General features: G+C 29.3%; 14 protein-coding genes. 12 read left to right on the top strand and 2 right to left on the bottom strand.

Annotation, left to right across the window (positions count from 1 at the left end; translation table 11 throughout):
- Positions 1–137 precede the first annotated feature (137 nt).
- Positions 138–932 (bottom strand): DUF1189 domain-containing protein, encoded by a 795-nt coding sequence (locus CLCHR_RS21845; RefSeq protein ID WP_079442026.1) that lies wholly within the window; start codon positions 930–932, stop codon positions 138–140.
- Between the two features lie 344 nt (positions 933–1,276).
- Here CLCHR_RS21845 and CLCHR_RS21840 point away from each other — a divergent pair, with 344 nt between their 5' ends.
- The 12 genes from CLCHR_RS21840 (at position 1,277) to CLCHR_RS21785 (ending at position 13,348) form a co-directional block, all read left to right on the top strand.
- A complete protein-coding gene (locus CLCHR_RS21840; protein ID WP_079442025.1) occupies positions 1,277–1,705 on the top strand; it encodes a 6-pyruvoyl trahydropterin synthase family protein in 429 nt (142 codons plus the stop codon).
- A gap of 13 nt (positions 1,706–1,718) precedes the next feature.
- Positions 1,719–2,387 carry a putative 7-carboxy-7-deazaguanine synthase QueE gene (gene queE / locus CLCHR_RS21835; protein WP_079442024.1) on the top strand — a complete coding sequence of 223 codons (669 nt, stop codon included), beginning with the start codon at positions 1,719–1,721 and terminating at the stop codon, positions 2,385–2,387.
- A gap of 68 nt (positions 2,388–2,455) precedes the next feature.
- Positions 2,456–3,049: a GTP cyclohydrolase I FolE gene (gene folE, locus CLCHR_RS21830; RefSeq protein WP_079442023.1), complete on the top strand. Its 594-nt coding sequence runs from the start codon at positions 2,456–2,458 to the stop codon at positions 3,047–3,049.
- Positions 3,050–3,134: 85 nt separating this feature from the next.
- Entirely contained in the window at positions 3,135–3,797 is a 663-nt protein-coding gene (gene queC / locus CLCHR_RS21825; protein WP_079442022.1) for a 7-cyano-7-deazaguanine synthase QueC, read from the top strand.
- Positions 3,798–3,824: 27 nt separating this feature from the next.
- Positions 3,825–4,328 carry a preQ(1) synthase gene (gene queF / locus CLCHR_RS21820; protein WP_079442021.1) on the top strand — a complete coding sequence of 168 codons (504 nt, stop codon included), beginning with the start codon at positions 3,825–3,827 and terminating at the stop codon, positions 4,326–4,328.
- Positions 4,329–4,440: 112 nt separating this feature from the next.
- Positions 4,441–5,658 carry a BaiN/RdsA family NAD(P)/FAD-dependent oxidoreductase gene (locus CLCHR_RS21815; protein ID WP_079442020.1) on the top strand — a complete coding sequence of 406 codons (1,218 nt, stop codon included), beginning with the start codon at positions 4,441–4,443 and terminating at the stop codon, positions 5,656–5,658.
- A gap of 95 nt (positions 5,659–5,753) precedes the next feature.
- The gene (gene cmk / locus CLCHR_RS21810) at positions 5,754–6,407 is read left to right on the top strand and encodes a (d)CMP kinase (protein WP_079442019.1); all 654 of its coding nucleotides are present in this window, start codon (positions 5,754–5,756) and stop codon (positions 6,405–6,407) included.
- 13 nt (positions 6,408–6,420) lie between these two features.
- Positions 6,421–8,325, top strand: a complete 1,905-nt coding sequence (locus CLCHR_RS21805) for a bifunctional 4-hydroxy-3-methylbut-2-enyl diphosphate reductase/30S ribosomal protein S1 (RefSeq protein WP_079442018.1) — start codon at positions 6,421–6,423, stop codon at positions 8,323–8,325.
- A gap of 309 nt (positions 8,326–8,634) precedes the next feature.
- The gene (locus tag CLCHR_RS21800) at positions 8,635–9,288 is read left to right on the top strand and encodes a hypothetical protein (protein WP_079442017.1); all 654 of its coding nucleotides are present in this window, start codon (positions 8,635–8,637) and stop codon (positions 9,286–9,288) included.
- 52 nt (positions 9,289–9,340) lie between these two features.
- Positions 9,341–10,771 (top strand): hypothetical protein, encoded by a 1,431-nt coding sequence (locus CLCHR_RS21795; RefSeq protein ID WP_079442016.1) that lies wholly within the window; start codon positions 9,341–9,343, stop codon positions 10,769–10,771.
- 93 nt (positions 10,772–10,864) lie between these two features.
- Positions 10,865–11,995: an N-acetylmuramoyl-L-alanine amidase family protein gene (locus CLCHR_RS21790; RefSeq protein ID WP_079442015.1), complete on the top strand. Its 1,131-nt coding sequence runs from the start codon at positions 10,865–10,867 to the stop codon at positions 11,993–11,995.
- A gap of 243 nt (positions 11,996–12,238) precedes the next feature.
- On the top strand, positions 12,239–13,348 hold the full coding sequence (locus CLCHR_RS21785) for a PrsW family intramembrane metalloprotease (protein WP_079442014.1): 1,110 nt from the start codon (positions 12,239–12,241) through the stop codon (positions 13,346–13,348).
- A gap of 201 nt (positions 13,349–13,549) precedes the next feature.
- Here CLCHR_RS21785 and CLCHR_RS21780 read toward each other — a convergent pair whose 3' ends face one another.
- A complete protein-coding gene (locus tag CLCHR_RS21780) occupies positions 13,550–14,056 on the bottom strand; it encodes a flavin reductase (RefSeq protein WP_079442013.1) in 507 nt (168 codons plus the stop codon).
- Positions 14,057–14,272: the final 216 nt, after the last annotated feature.

Raw genomic sequence — 14,272 nt, 5'->3', positions numbered from 1 at the left:
AAATAGTAATGTTTATGTATTTAACAAAAATGAAATTGAGAATTCATTTTTGTAAAAAAATTATAAAATAAAAAACGTACAGAATAAATAATAATGTATTCATGTACGTTTTTATTATAAAGACTATTCTGTTTTTATTACATATAATTTAAATTAGACTTATCTATGTTTTTAATTTCTCTTATAGCTAATCCACAATAAAGTAAAGATATCATATAGAAAACAATATAGAATTCTGGCACATTTATACCTGCTATTTCAAGAAGTGCTTCAAGTAACAGCGGTAAAGTCATTGCATAAAAACTTAATGTGCAAGCCTTAGAATACTTTAATTTCACTCCCATTAGAGTACCAATTGATAAAGTAAATGGTGCTAATATAGCAAAAGCCGAAACTAAATTAGTTAAAAATGAAATTATAGGATTAAGTATAAATAGCATTATTGGAAATATAACTTGCATAATAGATAATATATTCTTAACATTTGCATTGGTAATAATCCATCCACTAAATTCTGCTAAATCTATATTCTGAACAGTTGTGTAGTTTTGTCTAGCAGTAAGTGCATTAGAATTTATATATATACCATCACAATAAGGATTTAAAGCTGAATTCGTAGTTTTTCCACTTGTATCTACAATAAGCATAAAATCGCCGTGTTTATAAAAAATTGGCTCACTATAATCCACGGATAATATGCCATTACTAAGTTCAAAATTTGGTGCGCTTTTATCAAAAGTATCTTCAATCTTTGATATTGCGGAATTGAATGCTGTTGCAATTTTTATATTAGTTATTGTTGAAAAGATTAATGTAACAATAAAAGTATAAAAAATAGCTTTTCCTAGTCCTTGTCCTATAAATTCCTTATAAGCTGAAAAATCATAAAAGCTATAAGCGAATTTATTCCTAAATCCCATTTTGGTTTTCAAAGATAAACCTCCTCAAATTTATTTAATAGTCAATTGTTACAGCTAATTATAACACATTAAACAAAAATGCAACAGAAAGTTTGCATATTAAAATGAAATATGTTATCATTACCATTGTAAATTAAATATGGACAGTTCGTTGTGACCATCCTGTCCCTAAACAAAACTAGGCATTTTAATTTTAAATTTTGAAATTTAAGGTTAATTTTGTTATGCTAGTTTTTTTGCTTAACAAAATTAACCTTTTTTATTTTTAATAAAATATTTATCAATATATATTATACCTAATAGGCTAAATTCTATTATAACTTAGAAGAAATAAAGAGAAATGTAAGGAGAAAATCATGTTTAAAATAAAAAGTGAAGCACAATTTGATATGGCACATTACTTAAGTGGCTATAAAGGGAAATGTTCCAATATTCATGGACATAGATATAGATTAATTGTTAAACTAAAGTCTGAAACTTTACACGCTGATGGTCAGCTTAGAGGGATGGTTGATGATTTCTCTAATTTTAAAAATTCTTTAAAAGAAATTGAAGAAATTTTTGATCACAAACTAATATTAGAAGATAATGAAGAAGGAAAAGCTTTGGCTAAAAAATTAGCAGATCTTCCAAACGATTTTGATATATATTTTGTGAATTATAGACCTACAGCTGAAGAAATGTCTAGAGATATTTTTAACAGATTAAAGGAAAAAGGACTATCTGTATGTGAAGTAGAATTATTTGAAACACCTAACAATAGTTGTATCTATACAGAAGATTAATTGGAGGATGAAGATGTTTAATGTAATAGAAAAGTTTTTATCTATTGACGGAGAAGGTCCTACGTCAGGAGAACTTGCAACCTTTGTGAGATTTCAAGGCTGCAATTTAAGATGTTCTTGGTGCGATACCACTTATTCATGGGATAAAGAGAATATTTATGAAAGATTAAATTCGAAAGATATTTATAATTATATAAAAGAAAATAAAGCGAAAAATGTTACTTTAACTGGTGGTGAACCACTTGTTCAAGATAATATAGATGAACTTCTTGAATTATTAAATTCAGATAACAATTTAAAGGTGCATATAGAAACTAACGGTTCAGTTGATATTGAACCTTTTAAGAAAAGATATATAGAAAATAATATAAGTTACATTGTTGATTTCAAATTGCCAAGTAGTCATATGACTGAAAAGATGAATCTAAATAATTTAGAAGTGGTTGGCCTAGATGATGTTTATAAGTTTGTTGTTGGAAGCAGGGAAGATTTACAAATGGCTTATGATATCATTAGAAGATATGATTTAACTTCAAAGTGTCTAGTTTATTTAAGTCCTGTTTCGGGAAACATAGATATGCAGGAAATTGTTGAATTTATGAAAGATAAAAATTTAAATAATGTGAAATTACAAATACAATTGCACAAAATTATTTGGGATAAAAATGCTAGGGGAGTTTAATCAGAAATTTTTGATATTGCTATTTTTAGAATAGCACTAAAGGGATATAAATATGAGGAGGCTTTGATATGCCAAAGAAGATAAATACAAATAAGATAGAGGAATGTATAAGAGAAATTATTATTGCATTAGGAGATGATCCAAATAGAGAAGGGTTACTTGATACACCAAAAAGAGTAGCTAAAATGTATGAAGAAGTCTTTCAAGGAATGACTCTTTCAAATGAAGAAATAGCAGAAATGTTTGGAACAACTTTTGAAAATGAAGAATTTATTAGTGATACTTATAATAACATGGTTGTTGTTAAGGATATACCAATTCATAGCTTTTGTGAGCATCACTTAGCTCTTATGTATAATATGAAGGTTACAGTAGTATATATACCTGGAGAAAAAATAATTGGATTAAGTAAGATCTCCAGAATAGCAGATATGGTAGGAAGGAGACTTCAGCTTCAAGAACGTATAGGAAGCGATATAGCTGAAATAGTTTCTATGGCTACTGGAAGCAACGATGTTGGTGTTCTAATAACGGGGGAACATAGTTGTATGACATCAAGAGGAATTAAAAAACCTGGAACTGCAACGACAACCACTACTTTTATAGGAAAATTCCAAGTAAATGATATGTTAAGGCAGGAAGCGTTACTAATCATGAAATAAACTACATAATAATGCTGATTATCTTTTAAGAAAGTAAGCTGAAATTTGATGATATATTTATATAATATTTTTGGAGGGGAAAATTATGAATAAAAAGGCTGTAGTTGTATTTAGTGGGGGGCAAGATTCTACCACATGTTTGTTTTGGGCACTTAAAGAATTTGATGAGGTTATAGCAGTAACTTTTAATTACAACCAAAAACATAAATTAGAAATAGAGTGTGCCGAAAACATAGCAAAAGAATTAGGAGTTGAACATCATATTCTAGATATGGCTTTACTTAACCAGTTAGCTCCTAATGCACTAACAAGAGATGATATTGAAATTAAAGCAGGTGAGAATGGCTCACTTCCTTCAACATTTGTAGAAGGACGTAACATGTTATTCTTAACTTTTGCTGGAGTACTAGCTAAAGTTAAAGGGGCAAAACATATTATAACAGGGGTATGCGAAACAGATTTTAGCGGCTATCCTGATTGTAGGGATGTATTTATAAAATCGCTTAATGTTACTTTAAACTTAGCTATGGATTATGATTTCGTAGTCCATACACCATTAATGTGGATTGACAAGGCTGAAACATGGAAGATGGCGGATAGTTTTGGAAAGTTAGATTATATAAGAGAGAAAACACTAACTTGTTACAATGGAGTAATCGGGGATGGATGTGGTGAATGTCCAGCCTGTGAATTAAGAAGAAAAGGATTAGAAAATTATTTATATAGCAAGAAAAATGATAATAAATAATATAATTACAGATGAAGGAGAAAAACAATGAGCGAAGGCGGAAGAAAATCAAGTGAATTAGAAGGCATAACACATCTTGGAAATCAGGGGACAAAATATGACTTTGGATATAATCCTGAAGTTTTAGAAGTTTTTGAAAATAAACATCCAGATAACGATTATTTTGTGAAATTTAACTGTCCTGAGTTTACAAGTCTATGTCCAATAACTGGTCAGCCAGACTTTGCAACAATATATATTAGTTACGTTCCTAATATTAAAATGGTTGAAAGTAAATCACTAAAATTATATTTATTTAGCTTTAGAAATCATGGAGATTTCCATGAGGATTGTATGAATATAATAATGAAAGATTTAATAAAACTTATGGACCCTAAGTATATAGAAGTATGGGGAAAATTCACTCCAAGAGGTGGCATTAGTATTGATCCATATTGTAATTATGGGATGAAGGGAACTAAGTTTGAAGAAATGGCAAACTATAGAATGATGAATCATGATATGTACCCAGAGAAGGTAGATAACAGATAAATTATAATTTAGTAATTGTTAATTAATTTTCAAATAACAAAGAACGTCTTTAAGCTGTTCTTTGTTAACTGTTACTATTAACTGAGTATATAAGAGGAGATGATTTTAAAAATTGAGTAAAGTTATTGTTATAGGGGCGGGACCAGCAGGTATGATGGCTGCTCTTCAGGCGGCAAAAAAGCATGAAGTAATATTACTAGATGGTAATGAGCGAATAGGAAAAAAACTATTTATAACAGGTAAAGGTAGATGTAATGTAACAAATGCAAAAGATATATCTGAATTTTTTGAATATATTCCAGGTAATCCTCATTTTTTGTATAGTTCATTATATAGTTTTACAAATGATGATACTATGAACTTTTTTGAAGGTGAAGGAATTAAGCTAAAGGTAGAGCGGGGAGATAGAGTTTTCCCAGAGTCGGACAAATCTTCTGATATTATTAGAGGTTTATCAAATGCTTTGAGTAGAACAAATGTAAAAATAAGATTAAATTCAAGAGTAACAAATATTAAATATAAAAATAGAATAATAACAGACATTGAAATAAATAACGAAGAATTTCTAAGTGGAGATTACTTTATTGTAGCAACAGGTGGTGCTTCATATCCTCTTACGGGTTCAAGAGGAGAAGGTCAAAAATTTGCTGAGAAGCTTGGTCACAATATTATCTCACTGACTCCGGCGCTTGTTCCAATAGAAATAAAAGATGGAAAAACAAAGGATCTTATGGGGTTATCACTAAAAAATGTTGAAGTTGCAATTAAAGAAAACAACAAAAAAGTAGTTTATAAAAATTTTGGAGAGATGCTGTTTACTCATTTTGGAGTTTCGGGTCCGCTTATATTAAGTGGGAGTAGATTTATTGAAAAAGGGAAAAACTATGGATTGCATATAGATTTAAAACCCGCTCTAAACATAGGTGAATTAGATAAAAGAATTCAAAAAGATTTTAGTAAAAACCTAAACAAAGATTTCAAAAATTCTTTAGATGAATTATTACCACAAAAATTAATTCCAATAATAATTGAGGCATCTGGAATATTAGAAAATAAAAAAGTTAATGAGATAACAAAAGAAGAAAGAAAAAACTTGGTAAAAGTTATAAAAGATCTATCTTATGACATTAAAGGATTAAGACCAATTGATGAGGCTATTGTGACAGCCGGCGGGGTTGACATAAAAGAAATCGATCCATCTACATTGAAATCGAGAATAATTGATAATCTTTCTTTTGCTGGAGAAGTAATGGATGTAGACGCTTTTACTGGAGGATATAACGTACAAATTGCATTTTCGACAGGATTTATAGCAGGAAGCAATATTTAACAACTTAAAAAATATTTTCTTGTTTGAATTGACAAAAAATTATATAATCTTATTGAAGGCGTAAAATTACGGTATATAGAAATGAGGAGAAAAGTTTGAAAATTTCAGTAGCAATAGATGGACCAGCAGGAGCAGGTAAAAGTACTATAGCAAAACTAGTTGGTAAGAAATATAATCTTATGTACATAAATACAGGAGCAATGTATAGGGCAGTTGGATTAAAAGCTAAAGAAAATAATTTATCACCAGAAAAAGTTGATGAAATATGCAGCATGATATCTAATATGGAGATGCATTTTGAGAATGATGATTTAATCTTAAATGGTGAAAATATTCAAGAGAGAATCACTACGCCTGAGATAAGTAGTATCGTATCTAATTATGCGAGTATTCCAGAGGTAAGAAGCAGGCTTGTTAAGCTTCAACAAGATATGTCAAATAAGTTTGATGTGGTTATGGATGGCAGAGATATTGGAACTGTTGTACTTAAAGATGCAAAGTTTAAGTTCTATGTAACAGCAAGTCCTGAAGAAAGAGCTAGTAGAAGATTCAAAGAATTACAAGAAAGAAATATAGAATGCTCATATGACCAAATATTAAAGGATATAATAGATAGAGACTATATTGATTCTAATAGAGCTACAGATCCTCTTAGAAAAGCTGATGATGCCATTGAAATTGATACTACTAACCTAAATATTGATGGAGTTGTAAATATAATTACAGAATACATAAGAAAAGGTTTATAGTAAGGAGATCATAATGAGTGAAGTAATTTTAGCTAAAAATTCAGGCTTCTGTTTTGGAGTGCAGAGAGCTGTAAAAGAAGCTCTAAGAATACAAAAAGAATATAACTCGAAAATTTACACTTTAGGACCATTAATACATAATAGCGATGTTGTGAATTTTTTAGAGGAAAATAGTATTTTTGCAATTGACCTTGAGGATATACATGAATTAAACACTGGTGATGTGGTTGTTATAAGATCACATGGTGTTTCAGAAGCGGTTTTTGATGAACTTGAGAAGAGACAATTAACAGTTATTAATGCTACTTGCCCATTTGTGACTAATATTCAAAATAAGGTTAAGAAATATTCAAAAGAAGGTTATCATATAGTAATATTAGGAGATAAAAACCATCCCGAAGTTATGGGGATTAATGGATGGTGCAATAATGAAGCTCTTATTACTAAGGATGGTAATTTTGATGTAAATATCCCACAAAAGGTATGTGTAGTAGCGCAAACAACTGAAAAAATGGCTAATTGGGAAAATACTTTAAAGAATTTAAACTCTGTAAAAGAAGTATTAGCTTTTAATACTATATGTGCAGCTACAGATGTTAGACAAAAAAGTACTAATAAAATTTCAAAAGAAACAGATGCTATGATAGTTATTGGTGGGAAGAATAGCTCAAACACTACAAAGTTATATCAAATTGCAAAAGAAAATTGCGAAAATACTATTCACATTGAAAATGCAAAAGAATTACCAATGAGTTTCATTGAAAAAAATAATATAAAAAAAATAGGAGTTACAGCTGGTGCTTCAACACCAGATTGGATTATTAGGGAGGTACTAGATATTATGAATACAGAAAATAATAATTTTGAAGATCAATTATCATTAATGAATGAACTAGATAAGAGGTTTGCTATAGGTGATGAAGTACAAGGTGAGATACTTTCGAAAACTAGAGATTCTATTTTAGTTTCACTTATAGGATACAAATCAGATGGAATTATACCTTTTACAGAATTATCAGCTAAGGAAGATCCAATAACATTTTCTGAAACACTTAATATTGGAGATAATATAAGTGCGAAGGTTATAAAATTACAAAATGGTGATGGATATGTAGTTTTATCAAGATTAGAATATGAAAGAGATGAAGCGTTTAAAGAACTTGAACAAAATTTCACAGAAGGTAATACTTTTGAAGTAACTGTTAAGGAAGCGAAAGAAAAAGGTTTAGTAGCAAATTATAAAGGTGTTAGAATATTTATACCTGCTTCTCAAATCGATGTTAAATTCACAGATAATAAAGAAGAATATGTGGGTAAGAATTTAGTAGTTAAATTAATAGATTTTTCGTTAAAGAACCCTGTTAAAGTTGTAGCATCAAGAAGAATATTATTAGAAGATGTTAAGACAGCAGAAGATGCTAAAGCGTGGGAGAGCTTTAATCTTGGCGATGTAGTAAAAGGTGAGGTTAAGAGATTCACAGACTTTGGCGCTTTTGTTGAAATTAACGGTATTGATGGATTATTACATTTATCACAAATATCATGGAATCATGTTAAAAAAGTTAGTGATGTATTAAAAGAAGGTCAAACTATAGAGGTAAAAGTTATAGGTCTTGATAAAGAAGCTAAAAAATTATCTCTAAGTATGAAGGAACTTATCGCTAAGCCTTGGGATAATGCTAAAGAAAAATATCCTGAAGAATCAATTGTTCTGGGAAAAGTTGTAAGGTTAAATGATTTTGGCGCTTTTGTTGAATTGGAACCAGGAGTAGATGGGCTAGTTCATATTTCAAAAATATCACATAGTAGGATAGAACATCCTTCAGAAGTTTTAAAGGTTGGTCAAGAAATTAAAGCTAAGATCTTAGGTGTTGATGAAGAGAAGAAGAGAATAAGCCTAAGCATAAAAGATATTTAATCATTATAATTATAGAAGGAATAAAATATTCATTCTATCAAGCTGTCGACAAAGTCGACAGCTTTTTTTAATTTAAATTATATATGAAAAATGAACGGTGGACCGCATCGGTAGTACTTTTAGCAGTTTAATATGAAAGATATTTATAAAAAGATATTCGACAATAGATGCTCGGAATGTAAAAAGATTACTATGTTTCATGTATTTTTATAGAATAAAATTTAAAATAATTTAATAAAAACATAAAAAATATGATACAATGTTGTTGAAAACACTATTATACTTAAAAAGTTGAAGGGGATAAGATAGATGAAGAAGAAAAAATTATTATCAATTGCTATATTATGTTTTACTATAACGTTTGCATCTGTTGGGGTATTTGCCGCGGACAGCGCTTTAAGTGATGCGCAAAAGTCTATATTGAAGGGAATTATAAAAACTTATTATAATGGTGAGAAACCAATAAATGATTTAAATATTAATAAAGATACTAAGATAGGTGACATAATTAATAAAGATTCGGAATACTATAAAAAAATTGAGAGTGAATTAAATTCAACTGATCAAGGAAAAATAATTTCGAAATATATTACTGATGGAGCAAGTATTAGTGATATTTTAAGTACTTCTTTAATTTATGCTAGCTTAAATAAAGAAAACTTCAATTCTTATAAAACCATGACTACAGAGGTAACTAATGTATTACTAGATATTGCAAGTACTACTGATCCAGCAGAAAGAGCGTCTAAGGAAGAAAAAGCTGCTGAAATGATTAATCCGGAGTATGGTGCTTTGAAGTTTGGTAAAAATAGCGAAGGAAACACAACTCTATCGCTTGAAAAAGAAAATCAAATAATTCTTCAGATAAACAGCGCTTCAGCAAGTAAACTTGTTGGTATATTAAATTCATTTAACACCTATGATGAATTTTGCGCATATTTAACAGAATTAGGCATTAAGTAAAAAATATATATTCTTGAGAATCTTCAAGAGAACAGAAAGGATTAATATATCAATGAATAAAACAAAAAGATATGTTAGTTTAATTATTGAAATATTATTAATAATAAGTATTATTTTTGCAGTTTTATCTGTTTTTATTAAAGGAATTTTATTTAATAAGAATATATATCTAACTATATTTAATGAAAATGGTACATATCAATATATTAAAGAAACTATATATGAAAAGATGGATAAAGTAATAGGCGCTAAGAACGTAGATATAAGTATGAAAGAGTCTATAATAACTGACGAAGATATAAAGAAAGAGGCAGATAATGCAATTGAGGGAGTTATTCAGTATTTAAAAACAGGAGATAGAGATGAAGTAAAGCCTGTAGATACAACTATATATAAAGAAAGAGTTAAGGAGATTTTAAATACTATTTTAGATACTAGTAGTAATAAATCTTCAAATGAATTATCTTTTAATGACACCCTGGAAACCACAAATATTACATCTTCAGAAAATGAATTGAATTTAAGAAATATGGCTTTACGCAAAGATAATATTCAATACAATAATATGGTCTATACTAAAAGTAATTCAAAAAATGGACAAGATTCCATATTAATAGAGAAGCTGATGACGCCTAATGAAGCTAAATCAAAAGTCCAAAGTTTGTTAAAGGAAAAAGGATTAACAATCGAACAGGCTCGACAAAAAATGATAGAAAAGGGAATAACAGAAGCAGAAGCTATAAAAATACTTGAAGGATATGGAATATCAGTTGATGAAAATTCAATACCTCCAGGAAGTGGAACTATTGAAAATGAAAAAGATCAAACTTCTGGAGGTCTTAATGATAATGAGAATAAGAAAAATGAAGCATCGAATAATATAGAAAATAATTCCGCTGTAAATTCTAGCGAGTCAGCAAATGGAAGTAATATTGGGAAATCATTTTTAGGAGAATTACAACAAGAAATATTAAACGAGATTGCGAATAATGATGGCTCGAATCTACAAGAAAAAATCAGTAAGATAGAGGACAGAGCAATAGGTAAATTAGATATAATTATAGATAACGAAATGCAAAAGTTTAGTGTTGATAAATTAATGCAATCTAATACTTTCGAAGTGTTAGCTAAAATGACATCTCTATTTACAAAAATGTTCTGGGTATTTATGGTTTTACCTTTTATGCTAATTACCTTATTAGTTAAACTAAATAATCGAGGATTACAATCTTACCTTGTTTATACAGGAAGGTCGTTTATTATATCGGGATTAGTTATGTTAATTATTTTTCTTGGTGCCTATATTTCAAAGTTCTATGAAAACATTAATATTAGTATTGTATATTTTCAAGATATCATTGTAGTAACAGCAAAATATTTCTTAAGTATTTTGTCAGCTTTAGGAGCAGTAACTCTTTTAATAGGTTTAGTAATGTTAATACCAGTAATTAAAAATATATTAGTAAATAAATTTAGAAATTAAAAGTGATAATTAATTCATGTATTTAATAATTTAAGAAAAAAACTTTGCACAAATAAAGTACACAATGATAATTGTAAGGAGTGTAGTAAACGAATGAAAAAAAATGGATTTAGAAAATTAGCTGCAGTAGTTGCAACTGTAATAACTATTGCGACCACGTCACAATTAGGAGTAACAGCTGCATGGAAGCAGGACTCTAAAGGATGGTGGAATACAGAGGGGAATGCATATTCTACTGGTTGGAAAAATATTAATGGAAATTGGTATAATTTTGGTTCGGATGGTTACATGAAAACAGGCTGGGCAAAAGATAATGGAACATGGTACTATTTACAGTCATCAGGAGCAATGAAAACAGGCTGGATGAAAGACAATGCAGCATGGTACTTTTTACAACCATCAGGAGCAATGAAAACAGGCTGGGCAAAAGATAATGGAACATGGTACTTTTTACAACCATCAGGAGCAATGAAAACAGGTTGGGCAAAAGATAACGGAGTATGGTACTATCTACAATCATCTGGAGAGATGAAAACAGGTTGGGCAAAAGATAACGGGATATGGTATTATCTACAATCATCAGGAGCAATGAAAACAGGCTGGATAAAAGATGGTGAATCATGGTACTATTTACAGTCATCAGGAGCAATGAAAACTGGTTGGGTTAATGATAACGGAACATGGTATTTTACAAATTCATCCGGAGTTATGCAATCTGGTGTGATTGAAGTTGATGGAAAAGTATATACATTATCATCAACAGGAGCAATGCAAACAGGAAATATTGTTATTGATGGGTTGACTTACACTTTTGAGAAAAGTGGGGCAGCTATAGGTGATAAAATTCCAACTCCAGTATTAAAATTTACAGCTTCAGGAGATTTGGTGAACAAAGAAACTTTCCAAGAGAGTATTGATACTCAATATAAAGCCGATACACAATTTACATTAAATGATTATAATACAGAAGGAAATATAAAACCTGTTCTTAACTTTACTCCAGGCACAGAAAATGTAATAATAGACGGACAAGATTGTATTGTAACTAAAGATTTATATGTATCGCTTAATGGAAAAGATGCTTATGTAGATGGTAATTTGGAAAGCGGTTATACAGTGACTGGAACTGGTACGGTTGAAGTCAATGTATCTATTTCTGTACTTAACACAGAAACAGGAAAATTATATTATGTAGCATCAACTCCAATTACATTTGAAAAATAGATAAATTAAATTTATATAACAATATTATTAATGGATATCTCAAAACATATGATGTATTTTGAGGTATCTTTTTCTTATTAGATTAAATAAGTATATTAATAGGACATAACACAAATAATTTATATATTAGCTAGGCTTATATATTTAGATAAGTTCTTGCTGCTGAAGTAATCATAAGAAAATTGAATTACAAAAACAAGATTGGGGAAAAATAGTCAAGTAGAAAACGAAGGAGGTAAATAAATGGAGGATAATATGAAGAATTGTTCGAAAGGTAAACAAAAGATTTCAAATAACTCTAATTCTTGTAATTCATGTGGTTCAAACATTAATGATAATGGAGAAAGTAATAATATGACACAAAATCAAGCCCAGAATGGATCTGGAAGTGTATTAAGCGAATTAAATAAAATGGCTGGCGGGAGTGGTAATGTTCAATTAAAACTTAGGGATCTGGTAATTAATGTATTTAAGAAACATACTTTAGAAGAAAGAGAGAATACTTTTATTTGTGGTACAATAAAAACGGCTCCAAAAGAGGGCGAAATATGTTCAAAGTGGCCGAAGCCATGGTTATTTTCAAGAGTATTTATTTTATTTGCAGCAACATTTATTGGACTTGTAGCCTTACTAAGAGTTTTTCGTAATATATTAGCATTTCCAGGAATTATATTTATAGGCGCATTAGCGATACCATTTTCGTTATTAATTTTTTTTTGGGAAGTAAATGCTCCAAGAAATATTAATATTTTTGACGTTGTTAAGATTTTTTTCTTTGGAGGGATCTCTTCTTTACTTATTACAATGATATTGAATCGCGCAGTTACTATAGGTGAAGTGGATTACTTTGGTGCAATAATGATAGGAATTATTGAGGAAGTCGCAAAATTTGTTGTGATAGCCTATTATCTAAGAGGTAGTAAGAGAAAATACATTTTGAATGGGCTTTTGTTAGGGGCAGCAGTTGGTTCAGGATTTGCAGTATTTGAAACAGCAGGATATGTTTTTGCCTATGGTTTTCAAATTCCAGTTATGATGAGAATAATTTATACTAGAGGAATTTTAGCCTTTGGGGGGCATATTGTTTGGGCAGCTATGTCAGGAGCTGCTTTAGCTATGGTAAAAAAAGATAATAGATTAGAAGTTAAACATCTATTAAATATAAAATTTCTTAAATATTTTATAATTGCAATAGGATTACATGCTATTTGGGATATGCCAATTAGTAATACTAGTGAACTTCCCTATGCCCAAGGAATACTTACCATTATAGCGTGGGTTGCTGTGTTGATATTGATAAGTGCAGGTTTAAAACAAATTTCAAGCTTAAATACATCGGCGCAATGTAGTTAAAATTTTAAGAAACAAATAAGCTTGTTTCTTAAAATTTTATTTATAAAGCGCAATAAAAACTGATAGCATTAAATATAAGATTGAAGTAATCTTGTATGATGCTAATATAAATTATTATATCAATTATAATAATTTATAAGGAAAATACTAGAAGCTCACCTGAGCTGATAACTATAGGTAAGTTTTTAGTATTTTGTTTATTTATTCCTTTATCAATACTTTTAGTATTTCTCCAATATAAATCGTATGATAATCTTTTGCAGGATAAATTTTTTCATCAAAAGATTTATTATCAAAGTTTTCAGGGATTATTTCGGCATGGTACATTTTCTTACAAACAATAACCATTTTAGCTTCATCGAAGTAGGTATTATTTCCATCAAAAATTGGAGAGAGATTTGCAGCCTCAACTTTATTTGTATTTCTTCCAGAAAGGCTTCCGCAGACATGTAGAGCCTTCTTATATTCTTCCTTGAAGAATGATAAAGTAAAGGTATCGTTTGAATCTATAAATTCTTTTGTATATCGTCCAGGTCTAACATATATTGTAGCAGCATTTTTGCCCCAAAATACACCTAGTCCGCCCCAACTAGCAGTCATAGTATTAAATTTACCCTCAGTACCAGCAGTAATTAATAGCCATTCATCACCAATCAGCGAAAATGGGTTAATGTTTAATTCTTTGATTTCAATTTCTTTAAATTCCATGTATTATCCTCCTTTTAAAACAGTTTATATTTATTTTAATATTATTACAGGTAAAGTGCAATTCTATAATCATTTACATGGTATATACTTCTTAATAAAATTATTATTCTCTAAAAATATTTTTATCATGACAATCAAATTAATTATTATGGTAAAAACTATATTAATAGAAATTTGTTAAGCGTTTATATAACTAGTAGTTATGATGTTTATAAC

Origin of the sequence: Clostridium chromiireducens, assembly GCF_002029255.1 — a bacterium.
GTDB lineage: Bacteria > Bacillota > Clostridia > Clostridiales > Clostridiaceae > Clostridium > Clostridium chromiireducens.
This window is presented reverse-complemented; position numbering and strand designations above follow the sequence as displayed.